Source organism: Arsenicibacter rosenii (genome assembly GCF_001870735.1).
GTDB lineage: Bacteria > Bacteroidota > Bacteroidia > Cytophagales > Spirosomataceae > Arsenicibacter > Arsenicibacter rosenii.
In genome coordinates this window covers 92,847-114,263 of sequence record NZ_MORL01000009.1, presented here as the reverse complement: position 1 = coordinate 114,263, position 21,417 = coordinate 92,847, and the positions used below count along the sequence as shown (strand labels likewise).

Below are 21,417 nucleotides of genomic sequence, written 5' to 3'. Positions count from 1 at the left end.
TTTGTTAACAATCGCGTAATTTCCTATATCACTTACCAATTTGACGAGTATGAGCACTTCATCAAACAACATAGAAACCCTCGACGGCGTCATGAACGGCCTGATGAGCCGCTATCGGGAACGTGTGCCCGATGTAAACGGAATCATCGATGCCATGATTGCTGACGGCGTCATTGCCTCGGCCGGCGATATTGAAAACGACCATATTGCGTTCCGGACCATGGGCGTGCCGAATCTGGGCATCGCTTCGTTCGAGAAAATATTTCTGCATTACGGCTACCAGAAGCGCGACGAGTACAACTTTATAGAAAAGAAACTGACCGCGTACTGGTTCAGTCCGCCGGAACCGCGTTTCCCGCGCATTTTCGTGAGTGAACTACGGGTGCATGAGCTGTCGGAAACGGCGCAGCAGATCATCCGTAACTATACGGATCAGGTCACGAGTGACCCTGTTGATGCTCTTGACCTCGACGATGCGCAGGCTGTCGATGCCTTCCTGCACCAACCCCTTTGGGAAACCCCGACCCTGGCTGATTACCAGACCCTGCTGGCCGAGAGCGAGTATGCGGCGTGGGTAATCTATAACCGCTATTACCTGAATCACTTCACCATCAGCGTGCACAACCTGAAGGCCGGATACAATACCATTGGCGAGTACGTGGCCTTCCTGGAGCAGCATGGCTTTAAGCTGAACACGGCCGGCGGCAAGGTAAAAATCAGTCCGGACGGTGATTTGCGGCAATCGTCGACGGTGGCGCAGATGATTGATGCGGACTTTGCCGGTGGCGACACCTACCGCATTGCCGGTTCCTACGTCGAATTTGCCGAGCGGCTGGTATTGCCGCAGTTCCGGAACCTGTCGCCGGAATCCGTTACGCGCGCGCACCGCCGTGAGGGCTTCGAGACGGGCAATGCCGATAAGATTTTCGAAAGTACCTTTACCTCCCAGACCGGGAAATAACCTACGCGACCGGCTCCGGCCGGTCGCCAGACCTGACTCAACTGCATGTTTTACGTACCTGCCCAATTGCCTTTTGCCCGACTGCGTCCTGATTTTGAGGGTGACCTGTATTTCGACCAATCGCCTGAACACAGAGCGCAGCGGATGTTGTATGCCACCGATGCGTCCGTTTATCAGGAGATGCCGGTTGCTGTGGCTCTGCCCAAATCTGTACAGGACCTGAAACGACTGGTCACGTTTGCCCGCGAACAACGGGTCGGCCTGATTCCGCGAGCCGCCGGTACATCGCTGGCCGGTCAGGTGGTGGGCAGTGGAATTGTGGTCGATATGTCCAAATACTTCGGGCAGATTCTGGCCGTAAATCAGCAGGAGCGTTGGGTACGCGTACAGCCGGGCGTCATCCGTGACGATCTGAATGCGCACCTGAAACCATACGGGTTGCTGTTCGGTCCCGAAACCTCGACGGCGAGCCGTGCGATGGTCGGGGGAATGATCGGTAATAATTCATGCGGCCTGCATTCGATTGTCTGGGGAACCACCCGCGACCATTTGCTGGAAGTAAAAACGGTACTCAGCGATGGAGCCGAAGTAACGTTCGGGCCCTTGACCCGCGCGGAGTTTGACGCAAAATGCCGTGGTGAGCATGTGTCCAGCCCGCTCGAACAGCGGCTGTACCAGCAGTTCCGCGACTGGCTTTCAGATCCCGAACGGCGGGAGACAATCCGGACGGGCTATCCGAAACCCACCGTTTCGCGCCGGAACACAGGCTACGCCGTGGATGCGCTGCTGCCGTTTTTTGACGAACCCGCTGTTGCGGATGTGTCAGCCATCCGGAACGAAATACGTGCGGATCTGCAATCCGCTTCTGTATTCAACTTTGCCAGCCTGATTGCCGGTTCGGAAGGTACGCTGTGCTTTGTCACGGAAGCGAAGCTGAATCTGCTGCCGCTGCCGCCGAAGGAAGTGGCACTGGTGTGTGCCCATTTCCTGACCTTACGCCAGTCGCTGGAGGCCAATCTGGTAGCGCTGGCGCACCGGTGCATGGCTTCGGAACTGGTAGACGACTACATCCTGCAACTGACGAAAACCAATATTGAACAGGCCAAAAACCGGGGCTTTGTGGAAAGTCACTCGCAGGGCGGCGACCCGAAAGCGATCCTGATGGTTGAGTTTTTCGACGATACACTGGCGGGCGTGGAGGCGAAAGCCGGAAACTTTGTGGCTGCCCTACAGGAAAAAGAACTGGGCTATGCCTGGCCGGTGCTGTATGGTGAAGAAACCAAAAAGCCGTGGAACCTGCGAAAAGCCGGTCTGAGTATTATGTACAACGTGCCGGGCGATGCTAAACCCGCCAACGTGATTGAAGACTGTGCCGTTGATCCGGTTGATTTGCCGGATTACATCGATGAACTGGAGCACATGGCCATGGAGCGGCACGGACTGGCGCTGGAATACTCGGCACACGCCGGTGCCGGTGAACTGCATGTGCTGCCGCTGATTAACCTGAAATCGTCGGAGGGGCAGAAGACATTCCGTGATCTGCTGGCCGATACAGCAGCGCTGGTTAAAAAATACGGCGGCTCGCTGTCCGGTGAACACGGTGACGGCCGGTTACGGGGCGAGTTCATCGCCTTTATGCTGGGCGAGGCCAATTACAAACTGTGTCAGGAGATTAAGGTGCTCTGGGATGAGCCGCGCATTTTCAATCCCAACAAGGTGGTCGATACGCCGCCGATGAACCAGTTTCTGCGCTACGAAGCCGACAAGGCCATTCCGCAGCCTAAAACCGTGTTCGACTTTTCGGCGCATGGCGGCATGCTCGAACTGGCTGAAAAGTGCTCGGGTTCGGGCGATTGCCGCAAGACCGAAATTACGGGCGGAACGATGTGTCCGAGCTTTATGGCAACCCGCCGTGAACGGGATACAACCCGCGCCCGGGCCAACATGCTCCGGCATTTTTATACCGAAACAGATTCACCCGCCGAACACGATTATGAAGCGGTGAAAGAGGTACTGGACCTGTGTCTGTCGTGCAAGGGCTGTAAAGCGGAGTGTCCGTCGAGTGTGGACATTGGCCGCATGAAGGCCGAGTTTACGCAGCAGCACTACCGCGCGAAAGGGGTTCCGCTGCGGGCGCGGCTGGTGGGTAACTTTACACGGCTGATGTCGCTGGCCAGTCTGGCGCCGTGGGCCTACAATGCCATTTATGACGCGCCGGCCCTGCGTCGGGTAGCCAACAAGCTCGTGGGCTTTCACCCTGAACGGACTATGCCGAGGCTGAGTGCCAAAACCCTGCGGGCATGGAGCAAAGGTACCAGACCGGCTGCTCCGGCGGTGAATGGTACGGTACTTTTCTTCTGTGATGAGTTTACGAACTTCAACGATGTGGAGGTTGGTCAGAAGGCCATTCAGCTGATGGAGCGGTTGGGGTATGCCGTGCAGCTGCCGGAACACGGAGAAAGCGGCCGGACCTATCTGTCGAAAGGGTTGGTGGACGATGCCCGTGAACTGGCAATCCGCAACGTAACCCTGTTCAAAGACCTCGTGAGCGAAGACCGGCCGTTGGTCGGGCTGGAGCCGTCGGCCATTCTGACATTCCGCGACGAATATCCGGATCTGGTGCCCGATGAGCTGAAAGCGGCTGCGCAGCACATTGCCCGCCACACCTATCTGTTTGAAGAATGGTTTGCCCATGAAGCGGATGCCAAACGGATTCGTACCGAGGCGTTCCGTACCGACACGCGGATGATTAAGGTGCACGGCCACTGTCACCAGAAAGCGCTATCGTCGCTGGTACCGGTGAAAAAAGCGTTGTCGTTGCCGAAAAACTATACGGTTCAGCTGATTCCGTCGGGATGTTGCGGGATGGCGGGTTCGTTTGGCTATGAGAAGGAGCACTATGACTTATCGATGCAGATCGGTGAGCTGGTCTTATTCCCGACCGTCCGGCAGCAGCCCGCCGACGTGTTGATTGCGGCGCCCGGCACAAGCTGCCGCCATCAGATTAAAGACGGCACCGGCCGCAAAGCACAGCATCCGGCCGAGATTTTGTTTGAGGCTTTGGTGTAAGGATTATAGTTTTTTGTCATCCCGACCGCAGGAGGGATCTCTGACCACAAGAATGCGGTAAGATCCCTCCTGCGGTCGGGATGACAAACGATACAAATGCTATCTGTAGATAAATATAAGAATATTGTATCACAACCCCAGCCGTTGACCCTGCTCGGCCAGATGAAAGCCGTTCTTTTCGATCAGCTGCTGTGCCGGACTGCCCTTCTGTAAGGCCGGATTGGTGTGATTGAGATGGATGAAGTATACCTTCCCGCGTTCGGTCAGTGGTAATTTGGCGAGCCGCTCCATGGTTTCCTGCACAAACGGGTGCGGAATTTCTTTCATCGGCCGCCCCGGAATTTCACCGTCGGCAAAAAACGTCGCATCGATCAGCACATAGTCGTTAGCCTGGATAATCGCTTCAATCGGCCGTTCCCACTGTTCCCATTTGTCGATGTCGGGAATAAATACCGCTTTCCGGTTAGGCCCTTCAATCCGGTAGCCGACCGTTTCGGTGTATTCCGCGCGGTGCGGCACCAGCAGCGGGGTAACCCGCAACCCCTGACTGATCTGCAGGGTACTATCGGCTTTAAGCGGTTGCAGGGCAATATTCGACAGCTTCAGTAACTGGTTCCAGGGCCCGAATTGCCGCACAAAGCCCTGCATCTGTGGCATGGCATATACCTTTACCTGTTGTGCGCCCATGACCTCCCGCCCCAGATGCATCAGTCCGGAATAATGGCCGATATGGCCGTGGGTGATGAAAATGCCGTCGAGCGGTTTGGTAGCCGGTGCGGGGGACGTTTGCTGAAGCCACCGTAACTGCTCCCGGAAGTCGGGGGTAGCGTCGAACAGCCAGCGCTTGCCGGAAGCCGGTTCAACCAGCCCCAGACACGACACGTATCGCTCAAGTGGCGGATTTGCCCAGACCGGTGCGCAGCAGGATTTTTCACACCCTGCCTGCGGATAACCGCCGTCCTGCGCCACGCCCAGCACCAGCAAAAACGGCTGGTCAGTCGATTGGGCCAGCACGGAAACCTGCAGCAAAAGGAACAGACCGGAGAAAAAGGATTTCATAGGCAAACGGTTATCAGTGCCGGAAGTTAATTAAAAACCGACAGGATTACGGGATGAACAGGAGACTTGCATCTAACGAACAGGTAAAACGGAAATCATGTAATCCTGTCAAAAGAAAGACAGCCGGAGACTTGCAGAACTGCGCCTTACGAACGGACAAAACGAAAATCATGTAATCCTGTCAAAAGAAAGACAACCGGAGACTTGCAGAACTGCTCAAAAAACTGTCCGAAAAATTGTAGTTTAGCCGACTTTGTCTCAGATTAAATACCGCATGATTGCCGACAATCCGCAACAACACCTCGTCGAACGTATCCGGGCCATTGACCATCCGGAAGCCATCCGGCGCTACTTCGGGTTACTGAAAGAGCTGATCGATATTGTGAATCTGCCGAACGGCGATCCACGGCTGGCGTTTGTGGTCCGGAAAGATAAAACAGCGATTGCGGCCAATGTTAATTTTTTTCAGGCGTTACGACTCCACAAACCCCGCTACGGAGAGGTCGAGTACTGGCTGACGGTTAAGCGCGATTGTCAGGAAAAACTAAGCCGCCTCGATATTGCTGAGTTTATTCCGCTGACGGAAAAATCAGACTATGTATCGGCGGTGTTTGGTCAGGCCAATGTGCACCTGCTCACCCATCCGGTGTTGCGGAAATGCTGGGAAGACTGCCTGCTCGAACTGGCCGAAAACAGCAAACGGGGTCCGCATACGGCGCTGCATAACCCTGCCGTCTATAAAGCGGCCGAAGACGAAGCCTATCTGAGCGATCTGCTGCGGCTGGCGGACGACCCGACACTGGCCGAACGGGGGCTGACCGCTGAGGTACAGGAAGATGCAGGCGCCTATACCGCACCGGTACCGTTACAGCCCGATCAACCCCGGAACCTGATCTTATACGGCCCGCCTGGTACCGGCAAAACCTACACGACCCGCCACGAGCTCAGCAACGAAACCGCCGATTTTGTGACCTTTCATCCGGCGTTCAGCTACGAAGAGTTTGTGGAAGGCATCCGGCCGGAGACAATGGGCAATCAGGTGCTGTACCGCGTCCGGAAGGGCTTGTTTTACCGCGCCTGCCAGAACGCCCTGCAAAAAGCCGGTTATCCGACCATGGCCGATTGCCTGAACGACAGTGCCGGCAACCGGCAGCGGAAACTGGCGCAGGCCCCGCCGCATTTCCTGATCATCGACGAAATCAACCGCGCGAATATTGCCAGCGTTCTTGGCGAACTGATCACGCTGCTCGAAAATACCAAACGGCTCGGCCAGCCCGACGAGGTCTGGCTGACACTGCCCTATTCGCAGGAACGCTTCGGGATTCCGGGCAATCTGTATGTGGTTGGTACCATGAATACGGCCGACCGGTCAATTGCGTTGCTCGATCTGGCCCTGCGCCGCCGGTTTAGTTTCCGCGAGGTGATGCCCAATGCTTCCTTGCTGACGGCCCCTGATGGCATCGACCTGGCCGCTTTGCTGCGGATAGTCAACGAACGGATCGAATACCTCTATGACCGCGACCATCAGATCGGCCACGCCTACCTGATGGGCATCGAAACCGTGGCAGCGCTGTGTGCCGTGTTCCGCGACAGCATTATTCCGCTGTTGCAGGAATATTTTTACGGCGACTGGCGGAAAATTCAGTGGGTACTCGGCGATCATAAGGCATGGGGTAAAGCGCCGGAGCAACGCCTGATCTGGGTAAAAAAACAGTATACGCCAGCCATGACCCGCGACCTTTTCGGCGAAGACCCCGAAGTAGCCGACGAAGTAGTGACCTACGAAATCAACCCGCATCTGGTAAGCGGTGCCTTTGATGAAGTGCCTAAAGAAGCCTTTATCTACATTTACCAACGCCCTTAAAACCACTAAGGCACGAAGAGGAGAAGGAGCACGAAGGGTTCAGATTACATAGTGGTATGTGTTAGTTTCTTGTCTTCAGATAAGAAAATTTCGGGCTTCTTCCGGTCGTTGCGTCTTCGTGGTATGTTTCCTGCTTTCGTGGCCATTATAAATTGTTTCTTCCTACTTTAGCAATAAAGACCCTTATCCGCTTTATGAAAGCACTCGTATTAACAGAATACAATCATTTCGACGTGCAGGATGTCCCGAAACCTGCGCCCGGCCCGAACGACGTATTGGTGCGTGTCCAGGCTGTGGGTATTTGCGGGAGCGATGTACATGGCATGGATGGCAGCAGCGGCCGCCGGATTCCGCCCATTATCATGGGGCACGAAGCATCGGGTATCATTGCCGAAGTCGGGGAGGCTGTCCATAGCTGGGCTACCGGTGACCGTGTTACGTTCGATTCGACCGTATATGCACTCGATGACTGGTATAGCCGGCGGGGGCAGTACAACCTGAGCGATGGCCGCGAAGTGGTGGGTGTCTCCACGCCGGACTTCAAACGCCATGGTGCTTTTGCCGAATATGTGGTGGTTCCGCAACATATCCTGTATGCCATTCCCGATAATGTATCCTTCACACAGGCGGCCCTTGTCGAACCGGTCGCGGTGGCGTTGCATGCGCTGAGCCTGACACCGGTTCAGGTCAACGATTCGGCCGTTGTGGTCGGGGCGGGTATGATCGGCCTGTTTGTAATTCAGGCCCTCAAGCTGGCCGGCTGTGGTACCATCATTGCCATCGATCTGGACGACGACCGGCTGGCTCTGGCTAAATCATTAGGCGCAACCGTTACGCTGAACGCCAAAACAGATGAGGTAGTGAGGCAGGTGCAGGCGCATACCCACGGACGCGGTGCCGATGTGGCCTTTGAAGTTGTCGGGGCGGGCCCAACCGTCCGGACAGCGATCGATTGCGTCCGGAAAGGAGCAACGGTTACGCTGGTCGGTAACTTAGCGCCCAGCGTAGAGATTCCGCTGCAGGCGGTTGTAACGCGTCAGCTGCGGCTACAGGGCTCATGCGCGATTAACGGAGAATACGAAGCTGCGCTGGCGCTGATCTCGTCGGGGCGTATGAATGTCGAAGCTATTCTGAGTGCTGAGGTTCCGCTGACCGAGGGCCCCGACTGGTTTAAACGACTTTACCAGAAAGAAAAAGGCCTGATCAAGGTCGTGTTGAAACCCTGATTTTCCGTATCGCTTACCCCATAACAACCTGAACAGACTACATGGCTAAACGTACCCAACTCCTGAAGTTGCTGGGTGTCGGATTTGGAATTGCCGTTACCATCGGCGGTACCATCGGCACCGGCATATTGCGCAAACCCGGCACCATCGCCAATGACCTCGGCAGCCCGACGCTGATTATTGCCATCTGGCTTATTGTGGGTGTTTATGCGCTGGTCGGGTCGCTCTCCGTCATCGAATTGGGGACGATGCTTCCTAAGGCAGGGGCATGGTATGTTTACGCGCGGCGTGCCTTCGGCGATTACGTTGGGTTTGTCATCGGCATCAGTAGCTGGCTGGGCAGTATTTCGGCCATGGCGTTTTCGGCGTCAGTGATGAGCGAATACATCGGGCTGCTGGTCCCGTCGCTGAGTACCTCGCTCAAGGCCGTAGCCATCGGTATTCTGGCGGCGTTTGTGGCCTTTCACTGGATGGGCGTCCGGCTGGCGAGTAAGGCGCAGGAGGTCATGAGTTTTCTGAAAGCCATCGGGTTGCTGATTCTGGTGGGGGCTTGTTTCTTCTATGCGCCCGACAAAACGCCTGCCACGGCGCAGGTTATTGAACCGCTGGCCAAAGGGGGCATGTGGGTCGGTATCCTGGCTGCCCTGCAAGCCGTATTTTATACCTACGACGGTTGGCACACGGCGGCCTATTTTACCGAAGAAGACGTTAATCCGGACAAAAACCTGCCGAAATCCATGGTAAGCGGGGTGTTGATGATTATAGGCATTTATGTGCTGGTTAATCTGGCCCTGCTGTATGTGCTGCCGCTGGAGCAGCTCAAACAATCGAAATTACCGGCTGCCGACGCCATTCAGCTGATTTACGGGGAAGGCAGCTCGCGGGTGGTGACGTTTCTGCTGATGATTTCGATCATGGGCATCATCAATGCGCAGATTATGTTCAACCCGCGGGTGATTTACGCGATTGCGCGGGATGGCTTGTTTTTCCGGTGGATGACGCCGGTAAATGCAGGAGGGACGCCAGGCATTGCCATGATCTTTACCGCTTCCATGTCGATCCTGATGATTCTGACGAATACCTATGCCAAGCTGTCCGACATTGCCACCTTCTTTTTTGTGATGTGTTATGCGTCGGGTTTTGCTTCGCTGATCCGGCTGCGGCATACCGAACCGGACCTGAAACGGCCGTTCCGGGCGTGGGGCTATCCGTTTTCAACCTGGACGTTACTGATTGTTTCCTGTCTGTTTCTGGTCGGGGCCATCATCGGCGATCCGATGGGCAGTGTCTATGCGCTGGGCTTTATCGTCATCAGCTACCCGATTTACCGGCTTATCAAACGCGCTCCGCAGGTTGAGTGAGCAGGGTGATTAGTGGTGGCACGACTGAGAGTCGTGCCACCACTTTCGTGCTTTATTTCAACACATTAACTGTAATGCCCGACGGATGGGCCGCGTCGTGATACAGACGGATGGTCGCCTTCTGAAAGTCTTTGGCTTCGGCATCTTTCATCCGGACAAACGTCTGCGGGTTCATGTCAACGAGCGGGAACCAACTGCTTTGCACCTGTACCATCAGCCGGTGGCCTTTCTGAAACGTATGGAGCACATCCGGCAGCGTAAAACTGACCTTACTGGCCTGACCGGGCGTGAAGGCTTCCGGTTTTTCGAAACTGTTCCGGAAGCGGCCTCGCATCACGTCGGCCCGCACCAGCCGCTGATAGCCTGCCATTTGCAGTCCTTTCGGATTGGGGTTTGGATTCGGCGTGTTGTCGGGCAATACATCAATGATTTTCACGATAAAATCGGCGTCGGTACCGGTGGTAGAGGCAAAGAGGTTTGCCATAACCGGGCCGCTCAACGTCATATCTTCCGTCAGCGGTTCGGTCTGGAAGACAAGCACGTCCGGGCGACGGGCCGCAAACCGCTGGTCTTCGATCATATATTGGTTGTTGCGGCGCGGGAAAATGCCGTCCGTGTAAGGCACCGGTTTTTTCGGGTCGCTGACGTATTCATCAAAGGCGTCGGTTGGGGCCGGTGCCGTTGTGTTTAAGATACCGTTATTCCCGAAATAGAATGTCTGCGCCTGTGCAGCGGCCGGTGGCCACGTGTCAAACGATTTCCACTCATTGGTGCCGGTATTGAACAGCGTTGCCTCGCCCGCCGTAAAGGTGCCTTTGTCTTTCAGGTAAAAGGCAAAAAACTGGTTTTCCAGATTGTCGCGGTAATAGTTGGCCGTATTCTGCCCGAAGCTGAACGGGCCGAATTCCGACCAGTTGTCGCGCGACCAGGCGCCGTGGGTCCACGGCCCCATCACCAGCCGGTTCTGGTTCTGGTTGCCGCTGCTTTGCTTTTCAATGGCTTCGTAGGTACGGAGTGCGCCAAACAGGTCTTCGGCATCGAACCAGCCCCCAACAACCAGTGTAGCCGGTTTAACGTTTTTCAGGTGTGTCCGGATGTTGCGCGATTTCCAGTAGTCGTCGTAGGTGTCGTGTTCCAGATACTCGTTCCAGATTTTAGCCTTGTTATTGTACAGATTCGCTGCATTGGCATTTTTGACCGGACCCAGATTCAGGAAATACTGATACGCATCTTTCGTCTGCATCGAAAACAGGGGCGCGTAGTTCTGTACCGGACCGGTCCGCGGCGCATCAAAGTAATTCATGAATGAGAAATTGTCGAGCAGGAAAAACGCACCGTTGTGCCGTGCATCGTCGCCGATAAACTCATCCGTTACCGGTGCCTGCGGGGAAACAGCTTTGAGGGCAGGGTGGGCATCCGGTAACGCCGCCGAAGCATAGAAGCCCGGATACGAAATGCCCGTCATGCCAACGCGGCCGTTGTTATCTGGTATGTTTTTCAGCAGCCACTCAATGGTATCGTAGGTGTCCGTGCTTTCATCAACGGGGCCTTTAGCGGGCACAGATTTGCCCTTTTTCGGTTTTGCCGTTTTCAGGTGTGCGTTAGGCTCATCATGGCCAGGTGTCATTTCCTCGAAATCACCTTCGCTCATATAACGCCCGCGTACATCCTGATAAACAAAGATGTATTTTTCCTGCGACAGATCGCGGGTAGGCCCGGGTCCTGTACGCGGGTACTTGCTTTCGCCGTAGGGATCAACCGAATAGGGCGTCCGCTCCATCAGAAACGGGTATTTGTTGGTGGCTCCGGCATCTTTGGGTACATAGATGATGGTGTACAGTTTTGTACCGTCGCGCATGACCAGCTGCCGGTCGAGCTTCGTATAGTTTTGCCGGACAAAGGCTGTGTCGGGTGAAGTGCTTTGTGCCATTGCTGTTGCCGAAGTCATGGCCGTAACAATCAGCGTAAGCAGGTGTTTTTTCGTAGAAAACATGGGTGTTTTAGTATCTTTCGACAAAAATAGCACGCTTTACCGACCAACTGCGCGGAGAAGAGGCCTGATTTCGTTTTATGCTTGATTTTCGTTTACAGGTTTTCTACACGGTAGCCCGCCGGCTAAGTTTTACCAAGGCGGCTGCGGAACTGTATATTTCACAACCAGCTGTTACAAAGCACATTCATGAGCTGGAAACCCAGTTCGGGACAGCCCTTTTTGAGCGGAAAGGCAACCAGATTTTTCTGACGAGAGCCGGGCAGATTGTGCAGCAGCATGCCGAAACCATTGCGGCCACTTACCGGCAGATGGAATTTGACCTGAATGCACTGAAGGATAAAGTCGGGGGCAACCTGCGGCTGGGCGGCAGCAGTACCATCGCTCAATACCTGCTTCCCCCGATTCTGGCTCGTTTTCACGCTCAATATGCCGATGTGGCCGTGTCGCTGGCAAGTGGTAATACGCTTCAGATTGAGCAGGCACTGCTCAAAAAAGACATTGAACTGGGCCTGGTTGAAGGCCGTACCCGACACAGCGATATACGCTATACGCCGTTTGTTCAGGACGAAATTGTGTTGGTGATGCGTGCCGGTCACCCGTTGTCGGGCCGCGACGAAATCAGCCTGGCCGAGCTGAAAGCTACTCCGATTTTGCTGCGTGAACGCGGCTCCGGCACACTCGAAGTCATTGAGTATGCGCTCCGTGGCGTTGATGTCCGGATGAGTGATCTGACCGTTGAGATGTATCTGGGCAATTCAGAGAGTATCAAAACCTACCTGCTGCATTCACGCTGTATTGCGTTTTTGTCGATTCACGCGCTGCGGGATGAACTGAAGGCCGGTACGTTGCAGGTTGTAGATGTGGCGGGGCTTACCATCCGGCGCGATTTTTACGCCATTCAGTTACAGGGGGCTCATGAAGGCCTGGCGGAGACTTTTCTGCGTTTTGCCCGCCATCAGTATAACCGCGTCTAACTCTGAAAACAAGAGCAGCACGCTGGATGGACGTGCTGCTGGCTGAAAATCTTAATTTGATTGACGAAGTTTGGCTTCAATCGTTTGCTGGGTATGCGGTACGGCCCGCAGGCGCTCCTTCGGAATCAGTTTTCCGGTGTCTTTGCAAATGCCATAGGTCTTGTTTTTAATACGGACCATGGCAGCATCTAACTGCTGAATGAATTTTTGTAACCGTGCCGCCAGCTGGCTGAGGTTTTCACGCTCACTGGCATCTGCACCGTCTTCTAACAACTTTGAGTTGCCAGCCGTATTGTCAGTACCACTGTCGTTCCGTTTACTCAACGTTTCCTTGATGTAATTCAATTCGTTACGAGTGTCTTCCAACTTCTTGCTAATCAGCTCTTCGAACTCTTTGAGATCGTCGTCTGAGTAACGTTTTTTCTCTTCCTGAAACATGGGTAAGTGGGCTCTCTAAAATGTAACAAAACAACTCAGGTTGTATGAGTAACAAAATTACTCACATCATTGGTTCTTTTCAATAAATTCCGGATAAAGCAAAGATTTTTAAAAAAATTAGCGATTTGTCATCCTGAAAAAATACCAATTAATATTTCGGTAAGCCACTGGCAGACATAACACAATTTGGCTATTGATTATAGTATTAACTGATTATTCGCACCTTGTTGTATTAGATAATTCCCGGAAAAAATATTCTTTTCACATTATCGTTTTTGATTTGTTAATATTGCATCACACTTCATCAACAGTGTCTGATTACACTTCATCAATAGTGCTATATTTTGACTGGTTATGGGATATATAGAACCCGCTCCAATAAAAGATAAAGAGAATCCTCTTGAATCAATGATGTCGCGTTTCGATGCTGCGGCCCGCATGGTGGGTATCAGCGAAGAAATGTACTACATTCTTAAAGTGCCTGCCCGTCAGGTAATTGTCGGCCTTCCTGTGACGATGGATAACGGAGAAATCCGGGTATTTGAAGGCTATCGCGTGATTCACTCCAACATTCTGGGCCCCGCTAAAGGAGGGATCCGCCTTGATCCGGGTGTGCACCTTGACGAAGTCCGGGCACTGGCGGCCTGGATGACCTGGAAATGTGCCGTTGTTGACATTCCGTATGGGGGTGCCAAAGGTGGTATTGCCTGTAATCCGCGTGAAATGTCGGCTGGGGAAATCGAACGGCTGATCCGTCAGTATACCGTAGCCATGCTGGATGTAATTGGTCCGGACCGCGACATTCCGGCACCTGACATGGGGACCGGCCCGCGTGAAATGGCCTGGATCGTCGATGAATACTCGAAAGCAAAAGGCATGACCGTCAACAGTGTCGTGACCGGTAAACCCCTGGTGTTGGGAGGTTCGCTGGGACGGACAGAGGCAACGGGGCGCGGCGTAACCATCGCCGCCTTGTCGGCGATGGATAAACTGCGGATGAATCCTTACCGCGCAACGGCCGCCATTCAGGGATTTGGTAACGTCGGTTCGTATGCCGCCGAATTGCTGCACGAACGGGGGGTTACGGTAGTCGCCGTCAGTGATATTTCGGGAGGGTACTATAACCCGAAAGGGATCGATATCAACGCTGCCATTGCGTACCGGAACAACAACCGGGGAACCCTCGAAGGGTTTACGGGAGCGGAGAAAATTTCAAACGAGGAGTTACTGACCCTGCCGGTCGATGTGCTGGTTCCGGCGGCTAAAGAGGATGTAATTACTGATGAGAATGCGCCGTATATTCAGGCAAAAATGATCGTTGAAGGGGCTAACGGTCCGACTTCGGCCAGTGCCGACGAAATTATCAACAGCAAGGGCATTATGGTGGTACCGGATATTCTGGCTAATGCCGGTGGGGTAACGGTATCGTACTTCGAATGGGTACAGAACCGGATTGGCTACAAATGGACGCTTGACCGGATCAACCGCCGTGCCGACCGTGTGATGAAAGATGCCTTTGACCGTGTGTTTGCCACTTCCCAGAAACATCAGGTGCCTATGCGTTTAGCGGCGTATATTGTTGCCATCGATAAAGTAGCGAGTACGTATAAATTCCGCGGTGGCTACTAATCGATTTACGATTTAAGCCGGGTACGGTACGATTTACAAGGTACGATGGCTATCTTTGCCGGCATTATTCGTATGTTGTAAATCGTACCGCATTTTGCGGACTGTATCGTAATCATCTCGTTCTCCATGCGTCTCCACCGCGAAGGTAATACCATCATTCTGACAACCAGCGCTGTCCTGCTGGCTGTTAACTTCCTGTCTTACAAATACCTTTTCGCCGGAAATGCCACGGCAATCTATGCCACCGCCGGCATCAGCCTGATTCTTTTCCTGCTTGTCGTTCAGTTTTTCCGCGTTCCTGACCGTCAGTTGACCATCAATGAACGACAGATTGTCGCACCGGCCGACGGGACGGTGGTCGTGATCGAAGAAACCGAAGAAACCGAGTATTTTCACGACAAACGCCGTCAGATTTCCATTTTCATGTCGCCGATTAACGTGCACGTAAACCGCAATCCGATTTCCGGTATTGTCCGTTACTTCCGTTATTATCCGGGTAAATACCTCGTAGCCTGGCATCCTAAGTCCAGTACTGAAAACGAGCGGACCACGGTGGTGATCGAAGCGAAAAACGGTGTGCAGGTGCTTTTCCGGCAAATTGCCGGAGCCATGGCCCGCCGCATCGTCTGGTATGTGCGCGAAGGTGAAGCCGTGGAGCAGACCAGCGAAATGGGCTTTATTAAGTTTGGTTCACGTGTTGACGTTTTCGTTCCGCTGGACGCCAAAATCAACGTCAAAATGGGTGAAAAGACCAAAGGTGGCGTTACCGTACTGGCCGAAATGAACTAAAAAGGCCCCGGCCTGCGTAGTACGGGTGTCCTCTGATCTTTAAACAACTAGCTAATGTCGATTACGCTTGCTCTGATTCTCATCACAGTAATAGTCAGTCTATGGTCATGGAGAGATGAATCCATGATGGATAACTGGATACTGAATCCATACAAGACCGTTAAGAAAAAGCAGTATTACCGGCTGCTGACCTCAGGGTTTCTGCATGCCGACCTGGGGCACCTGTTTTTTAACATGTTCAGCTTTTACATTTTCGGGAACCAGATCGAACAGGTCTTTGCTGCTCTGTTTGGCGGGAGTGCCCCGGTTTATCTGCTGGTATTCTATTTGTTAGCCATTGTGGTTTCCGATATCCCAACCCTGATCCGGTACCGCAACGATTCCCGCTATAACTCACTGGGGGCTTCCGGCGGTGTATCAGCGATTATCTTCGGATCCATTCTGTTTTTCCCGCTGGGCGATATCTGTCTGTACTTCGCTCTGTGTATGCCTGCTTTTATCTTCGGACTGTTATATCTGGGCTATTCGTTCTGGGCATCACGTCGCGGGGTCGGGTATGTCAACCACGATGCACACGCATACGGGGCCTTGTTTGGCATTCTCTTTATGATTGTGGTATATCCGCCGGTGTTATCATCCTTCTCGCAGCAGGTTTATAACTGGATTTTTTAAACGCGTATGCGTAACCGCCTTTCTCCCGAACAGTACATCAATGGGATACTGGCCGGCGACCGGCTGTTGCTGAGCCGTGCCATTACGCTGGCAGAAAGTCGTTTACCGTCGGATCAGGCACTGGCACAGACTGTACTAGCCGGTGTGTTACCGCACACGGGCAGAGCTGTCCGGATCGGCATCACGGGGGTTCCCGGGGTTGGCAAAAGCACCTTCATCGAAACTTTTGGTAAACACCTGACCGGTCTGGGCAAAAAACTGGCCGTGCTGGCCATTGATCCGACCAGTCAGCGGTCGGGGGGGAGTTTGCTGGGCGACAAAACCCGGATGGAAACGCTGTCGGTTGATCCGCTCGCTTATATCCGTCCGTCGCCCGCCGGAGACTCTCTCGGCGGGGTGGCGCACCGCACCCGCGAGACAATGCTGCTTTGCGAAGCGGCCGGCTTTGAGGTGATCCTGATCGAAACGGTTGGCGTCGGGCAGTCGGAGACGCTGGTCCACGGTATGGTCGATTTCTTTCTGCTTCTGATGCTGGCCGGAGCCGGTGATGAATTACAGGGCATGAAACGCGGCATCATGGAGCTGGCGGATGCCCTTGCTATTACCAAAGCCGACGGCGATAATAAGGCCAACGCCAAACGGGCCCGTGTTGAATACCAGAATGCCCTGCACCTCTTTCCGCCCACCGGCACCGGCTGGTTTCCTCCGGTCGTTACCTGCTCGGCCACAACAGGGGAGGGTGTTGCCGATATCCGGGCTTTAATTGAAGAACATCAGGCTTTGACCATGCAGAACGGCAGCCATGGGCAACGCCGGCAATTGCAGCAACTCGACTGGTTCCGGAGCTACCTGCGTCAGCGTCTTGAACAGCAGTTTTACGCCCAAACAGGGATGCGTGAGCGGCTGACTGCGATTGAAGAACAGGTGCGTTCCGGCAGCATCCTGCCGGTGCAGGCCGTCAACAGCTTACTAGGGTAATAAACCGATGTGCTGTGAGTGCTCAATCGCCCTGGCGCTGTGCCTGAAATAGCATACTGATACCCCTGCTTTTTCCATTTGTCCGATCAGCGTTTTCGTGCGTTCCTGATTTCTGACATTTATCTGCCGCAGATAAACCGACCGGATCTGGTTTGGATAATGCGCAATTACGGAGGCATAAATGGAGGGGTCTTCCTGGGAGTCATCGCCCAGCAAAATAAACTGCCGCTCCGGATACATGTGCAGAATACGGGCGATACGGTCCATTTTGGTAAAATGTTTGTTCTTTCCCGTTTTCCACAATTGCCGCAGACGCTTCAACTGGCTCAGCAGATAAACACCGTCCGGCAAATGGTTGGTCTCCGAAAACTCAAGAATATAGTCGTACAGGTTCCATTCGCTGCTGGAAACAAAGAAAAAAGGATTCGTTTGTCCGTCGGCAGTGCAGGCGTGGGCCAGCAACTGGTAATGATCAACTACATCGTCGAAGGGCTCGCGGCTATGCGCGTTTTCGGTCAATAACACCAGCAACCGCTTGGCAATGGTCGACGAATGGGAAATCAGAAATGTGTCGTCAATATCAGAAATGCAGCCGTAGCGGGTTTGCGGCGGAATATAAAAACGGCCCTCTCCCTCGGTAATCCACCGGTGCGCCGTAATCAGCTCTACGGTAACCGTATGCCATCCGGCGGGTAACGGCTCCTGTGGCACCCATTCTATCCGGAAAAAACCGTCGGCATCGGTGATGGTCTGCAAGGCCGTTCCTTTCAGCCGGACCGTAACATTAGCGACAGGACGCACAAAAAACAGCCGGATAACAGCTAACAGGTTGACCAGCATGTTTTTGCGGTATTTCCGGCGGGGCAGCGGGCTCAGGCGGAGCACATGTCCTTGAATGGTCACCTTACGGGCATTGCCATAGCCGCGGTAAACGCGAACCACTAAATCATTTGTGAGTCGGAACCACGCTAAAATTCTTTTCTTCCAGCTATCCTTTCGGGTAGTTTTCGGTTTAATGGGTAGATGCTTATTCACTGTTTCCATGCAAACAAAATCGTCGGCCGATCAAACCATAAACTGGCAAGAAGCCAATAAGTTGAAAATCCTGTTTATAATCAACCCTGTTTCCGGCGGCAACGATAAATCGGCGCTCACTGATGACATTACGGCCTACTTCCGTAACATGGAAAACGAACCCATCTTTGTTTTTCTGGATGGAAAACAGGATGGACGCATTGTCCGGAACGCCATCAGCGAACACCAGCCTGACCGGGTTGTGGCCGTGGGGGGCGACGGAACGGTTAAGATTGTCGCCGAACATTTAATGGGCACCGCGATTCCGCTCGGTATTTTACCGGCGGGCTCGGCCAATGGGCTGGCCCGCGAGCTGGCCTTGCCGGCGACTACCCCCGAACTGCTGGACATTTTTGCCAATGGTACCGCTCAGCCGCTTGATGCTATTTCCGTAAACGATGACATTTGCCTGCACCTGAGCGACATCGGACTGAATGCGCAGCTGGTAAAATACTATGCCGAAAATAACTGGCGGGGTAAAATGGGGTATCTGCGGGGTGTTGTTCGTACGTTGTACCGCAAACGGCTGCTTGATATTGAGATCCATTCCAAAAAAGAATCATTTGCCTGTCAGGCGTTTATGGTCGTACTTGCCAATGCACGGATGTACGGGACAGGCGCGATCATCAATCCGGAAGGTGAGTTAAGCGACGGCGCTTTTGAGGTGATTATTCTGCGCGACCTGTCGTTCTGGGAGTTTCTGAAGATGTTCTGGCGCTACAAGCCATTTGACCCGAACAAGATTCATATTTTTCCGGCCACATCCATCACAATCAGGACCCGCCGGAAGGCCTACTTTCAGGTCGACGGCGAATACAAAGGAAAGATTAAGGAGGTAAAAGCGCGCATCCGCTCCGGCGAACTGACCGTTCTGATGCCACCACAGGCGGGCGAACCGACATAAAAAAGGCGGCACCCCTCAATGGGTGCCGCCTGTGAATCTATCCTTTCAGCGTAATCCGGGCCCGGTGGCAAACCCCACCGATGGGCGGATTAAACTTTGACACGCTTACTTCGACCGCCACTACAACCGGATAGGCTATCCGGATTTCTTCGATAAGCTGTTGGGCGATATGTTCCAGCAGGCGGGCTTTCCGTCCCATTACACCGGCCGCTATCTGATATAGCTTTTCATAATCGACGGTACCGCTAAGCCGGTCCTGCTGTGCACCAATCGAGAAATCGGTTGTGACCGTAATATCCACCGAATACTTATTACCGATTTTCTGCTCCTCGTCGTAATAACCGTGGTAGGCAAAAAATTCAAGTCCTTCTAAACTAATTGTTCCCAAAACGTTGCTGTCGGAGCAATCATCGTCTCCTTAAATTTGATCAAAAAATGAGCCGCCTTCTTTTTTCGGCTCTGGTTCCGGCTCCGGTTCCGGCGTTTCCTGCGCATACTGCATCACACTGGATACCGTTGGCAGGCCGGCTTCTTCCGGCTCCTCACCCTGACCGGATAAGTGGTCAATGTCTTCTTCGGTTTCGTAGGTCTGATATGCAGGCCGCGTAATGTCCGGCTCATGGCCATAGGTATGCTGTTGCTGATGGGCCAGGGCTTCGTCGACACCGGCATCAATTGACTCGTTGCTGGCTGCTTCCGGGGCGGTTGTTGTTGCCGGATCAACCAGGTTATCCGGTTGAGGCGTCGTTGCCGTAGCGGCCGCCGCTTCCTGAGACCGCGCATAGGCTTCCTGTTCAGATTTGATCTGGTCGGCTACTTCATCGATCTTGCCTTTCAGTGACTGACGCTCAAACTTTTTCTCGAAGCGGTCAACGCTATCCATGGCATTACCGGCCAGGGTCCGGATCTGCTGCGCAAGGTTGTCCTTGTAGCGTTCCATCGCCTTGAAATCGTGCTCCATCGCCTTCAGGTCGTTAAGGATCGAATCTTTCAGGTAACGTGATTGATTTTCAGCATCCTGAATCATCAATGCCGAACGCTTACGCGCATCCGCAAGCATTTCGTCTGCCTTTTTACGGGCGTCGGTCATGTGCTGATCGGCAGCACGGTTGGCCTGATCCGTAATCTGACTACTGGTATCTTCAGCCGTTTTCAGCATCCGGAACAGCGTAAGCTCAACTTCTTTCAGTTTGTTAAGCTCTTTTTCGGCCAGCTCCAGCTGCATTTTCAGCATTTTCTGTTCGCCGACCACACGCTCCCATTCTTGCGAAAGCGAAGACAAGAAGGCATCAACCTCTTCGGTTTTGTAGCCACGCAGCGCTTTTTCGAAGGTATGCTGCCGAATTTCAATGGGCGTGATCTTCATATGTTATAAGTACCTCAAGTACGTCTAAATCAGTCCTTGGCTGAAAATAACGTGGTTTATATCGATTTAGCAATAGTTCGCCTGAATTTGTAAGAAACAGGGCCTTTTTTATTCTATGGTAATTTTTAAATGCCTTCACTGCGACAGCTTCACTGCGACAGCTTCACCGACCAGACTGATATGGTCCGGTCATCGCTTGCCGATAGCAAATGATGCTGATCGGTTTCCCATAACAGCCGGTTCACTGATGTACCGTGTCCGGCGTGCCGTGCCCGATCTACGACCTTCAGCAGCTTAAACGTCGCGGCATTCCAGATTTTGATCGATTTATCCATGCTGGCGGTGGCAAACAGCGTACCATCCGGACTGAAAACGATGTGATTAATCGAAAACATATGGGCAACAATATCCTCTTTTACCGAATACCCATCGGTTACTGACCACACTTTCAGGTGGGCATCGCGGCTGCCGCTCAGCAGATACCGGCCGTCCGGCGAATAAGCTACCGTAAATACCGAATTGGCATGACCGGTCAGTACCTGTTTCAGATTCAGCGTTTCCAGATCGAAAATACGGATCATGTGGTCGCTGTAGGCCACGGCAAACTCACCCGATACCGGATTGATGGCAATGCTGCGGGCGCTCTTATCAGACGCCTTCAGGTGTTTGCGCACGGCGAGCTCTCCGGCATCAACCACGATGACAACTCCGTCGCCCAGGGCTACAAAAAGCTGGTTCCGGTACAGTTTAAGAGCATAGATGGCCGCAGACGTAAGCCGGAGCGATCCCTGGGTTTCTTTCAGGTCCGGATCGATCCGATGGATCCCCTGGTAATTCTGAGCAACCCACAGCCAATTTCGTGCCGGATCATACGCTAAGGCATAAACCGAGGCGGATACGCGTGCAATTAAATCGCCCAGATCAGGGCGGGACAACTGCCAGCGGACAATAAGCCCGTCGCCACCTGCCGAAAAAAATGAACCGGCCCCTTTGGCGGGCTCCAGCGCATAGACGCCCTCGCGGTGGCCGCCAAATGTATCAAGCTTCTGAACGTACATAA

At 53.5% G+C, this 21,417-nt stretch carries 18 protein-coding genes; 11 read left to right on the top strand and 7 right to left on the bottom strand.

What is annotated here, in order from left to right; genetic code table 11:
- The first annotated feature begins 49 nt into the window (after positions 1-49).
- Both BLX24_RS17395 and BLX24_RS17390 read left to right on the top strand, forming a co-directional pair.
- Positions 50-961, top strand: coding sequence for a DUF1338 domain-containing protein (locus tag BLX24_RS17395; protein WP_071504457.1), 912 nt, complete (start codon positions 50-52; stop codon positions 959-961).
- Positions 962-1,006: 45 nt separating this feature from the next.
- The gene (locus BLX24_RS17390) at positions 1,007-4,030 is read left to right on the top strand and encodes an FAD-binding and (Fe-S)-binding domain-containing protein (protein WP_071504456.1); all 3,024 of its coding nucleotides are present in this window, start codon (positions 1,007-1,009) and stop codon (positions 4,028-4,030) included.
- Between the two features lie 129 nt (positions 4,031-4,159).
- Here the strand turns inward: BLX24_RS17390 and BLX24_RS17385 are convergent, their stop codons facing one another.
- Complete coding sequence (locus BLX24_RS17385) at positions 4,160-5,089, bottom strand: MBL fold metallo-hydrolase (protein ID WP_071504455.1); 930 nt, start codon at positions 5,087-5,089, stop codon at positions 4,160-4,162.
- A 274-nt stretch (positions 5,090-5,363) separates the two neighbouring features.
- Between BLX24_RS17385 and BLX24_RS17380 the strand changes: the two genes are divergently transcribed.
- The 3 genes from BLX24_RS17380 (at position 5,364) to BLX24_RS17370 (ending at position 9,540) form a co-directional block, all read left to right on the top strand.
- A complete protein-coding gene (locus BLX24_RS17380) occupies positions 5,364-6,953 on the top strand; it encodes an McrB family protein (RefSeq protein ID WP_071504454.1) in 1,590 nt (529 codons plus the stop codon).
- Positions 6,954-7,147: 194 nt separating this feature from the next.
- Positions 7,148-8,179 (top strand): galactitol-1-phosphate 5-dehydrogenase, encoded by a 1,032-nt coding sequence (locus BLX24_RS17375; protein ID WP_071504453.1) that lies wholly within the window; start codon positions 7,148-7,150, stop codon positions 8,177-8,179.
- Between the two features lie 41 nt (positions 8,180-8,220).
- Complete coding sequence (locus BLX24_RS17370) at positions 8,221-9,540, top strand: APC family permease (protein WP_071504452.1); 1,320 nt, start codon at positions 8,221-8,223, stop codon at positions 9,538-9,540.
- A gap of 52 nt (positions 9,541-9,592) precedes the next feature.
- Here BLX24_RS17370 and BLX24_RS17365 read toward each other — a convergent pair whose 3' ends face one another.
- A complete protein-coding gene (locus tag BLX24_RS17365) occupies positions 9,593-11,533 on the bottom strand; it encodes a CocE/NonD family hydrolase (protein WP_071504451.1) in 1,941 nt (646 codons plus the stop codon).
- Positions 11,534-11,610: 77 nt separating this feature from the next.
- On the opposite strand from BLX24_RS17365, the gene BLX24_RS17360 reads away from it, so the two are divergent.
- Positions 11,611-12,507 carry a LysR family transcriptional regulator gene (locus tag BLX24_RS17360; protein ID WP_071504450.1) on the top strand — a complete coding sequence of 299 codons (897 nt, stop codon included), beginning with the start codon at positions 11,611-11,613 and terminating at the stop codon, positions 12,505-12,507.
- Between the two features lie 51 nt (positions 12,508-12,558).
- On the opposite strand, the gene BLX24_RS17355 is transcribed toward BLX24_RS17360, so the two are convergent.
- Positions 12,559-12,945 (bottom strand): TraR/DksA family transcriptional regulator, encoded by a 387-nt coding sequence (locus tag BLX24_RS17355; protein WP_071504449.1) that lies wholly within the window; start codon positions 12,943-12,945, stop codon positions 12,559-12,561.
- Between the two features lie 354 nt (positions 12,946-13,299).
- Between BLX24_RS17355 and BLX24_RS17350 the strand changes: the two genes are divergently transcribed.
- The 4 genes from BLX24_RS17350 to meaB all read left to right on the top strand — a co-directional run bounded on the left by BLX24_RS17350 (position 13,300) and on the right by meaB (position 17,013).
- Positions 13,300-14,574 carry a Glu/Leu/Phe/Val family dehydrogenase gene (locus BLX24_RS17350; RefSeq protein ID WP_071504448.1) on the top strand — a complete coding sequence of 425 codons (1,275 nt, stop codon included), beginning with the start codon at positions 13,300-13,302 and terminating at the stop codon, positions 14,572-14,574.
- A gap of 126 nt (positions 14,575-14,700) precedes the next feature.
- Positions 14,701-15,363, top strand: coding sequence for a phosphatidylserine decarboxylase family protein (locus tag BLX24_RS17345; RefSeq protein ID WP_071504447.1), 663 nt, complete (start codon positions 14,701-14,703; stop codon positions 15,361-15,363).
- 54 nt (positions 15,364-15,417) lie between these two features.
- On the top strand, positions 15,418-16,035 hold the full coding sequence (locus BLX24_RS17340; protein WP_071504446.1) for a rhomboid family intramembrane serine protease: 618 nt from the start codon (positions 15,418-15,420) through the stop codon (positions 16,033-16,035).
- Between the two features lie 6 nt (positions 16,036-16,041).
- Positions 16,042-17,013 (top strand): methylmalonyl Co-A mutase-associated GTPase MeaB, encoded by a 972-nt coding sequence (gene meaB, locus BLX24_RS17335; RefSeq protein WP_071504445.1) that lies wholly within the window; start codon positions 16,042-16,044, stop codon positions 17,011-17,013.
- On the opposite strand, the gene BLX24_RS17330 is transcribed toward meaB, so the two are convergent.
- Positions 17,005-17,955: an App1 family protein phosphatidate phosphatase gene (locus tag BLX24_RS17330; RefSeq protein WP_229201835.1), complete on the bottom strand. Its 951-nt coding sequence runs from the start codon at positions 17,953-17,955 to the stop codon at positions 17,005-17,007. The two genes, meaB and BLX24_RS17330, sit on opposite strands and share 9 nt — an antisense overlap.
- Positions 17,956-18,055: 100 nt before the next feature.
- On the opposite strand from BLX24_RS17330, the gene BLX24_RS17325 reads away from it, so the two are divergent.
- Entirely contained in the window at positions 18,056-18,991 is a 936-nt protein-coding gene (locus BLX24_RS17325) for a diacylglycerol/lipid kinase family protein (protein WP_083422034.1), read from the top strand.
- Positions 18,992-19,028: 37 nt separating this feature from the next.
- On the opposite strand, the gene folB is transcribed toward BLX24_RS17325, so the two are convergent.
- The 3 genes from folB to BLX24_RS17310 all read right to left on the bottom strand — a co-directional run bounded on the left by folB (position 19,029) and on the right by BLX24_RS17310 (position 21,415).
- Positions 19,029-19,379 (bottom strand): dihydroneopterin aldolase, encoded by a 351-nt coding sequence (gene folB, locus BLX24_RS17320; protein WP_071504443.1) that lies wholly within the window; start codon positions 19,377-19,379, stop codon positions 19,029-19,031.
- 30 nt (positions 19,380-19,409) lie between these two features.
- Positions 19,410-20,357 (bottom strand): DivIVA domain-containing protein, encoded by a 948-nt coding sequence (locus BLX24_RS17315; RefSeq protein ID WP_071504442.1) that lies wholly within the window; start codon positions 20,355-20,357, stop codon positions 19,410-19,412.
- Positions 20,358-20,506: 149 nt separating this feature from the next.
- Positions 20,507-21,415, bottom strand: coding sequence for a WD40 repeat domain-containing protein (locus BLX24_RS17310; protein ID WP_071504441.1), 909 nt, complete (start codon positions 21,413-21,415; stop codon positions 20,507-20,509).
- Positions 21,416-21,417: the final 2 nt, after the last annotated feature.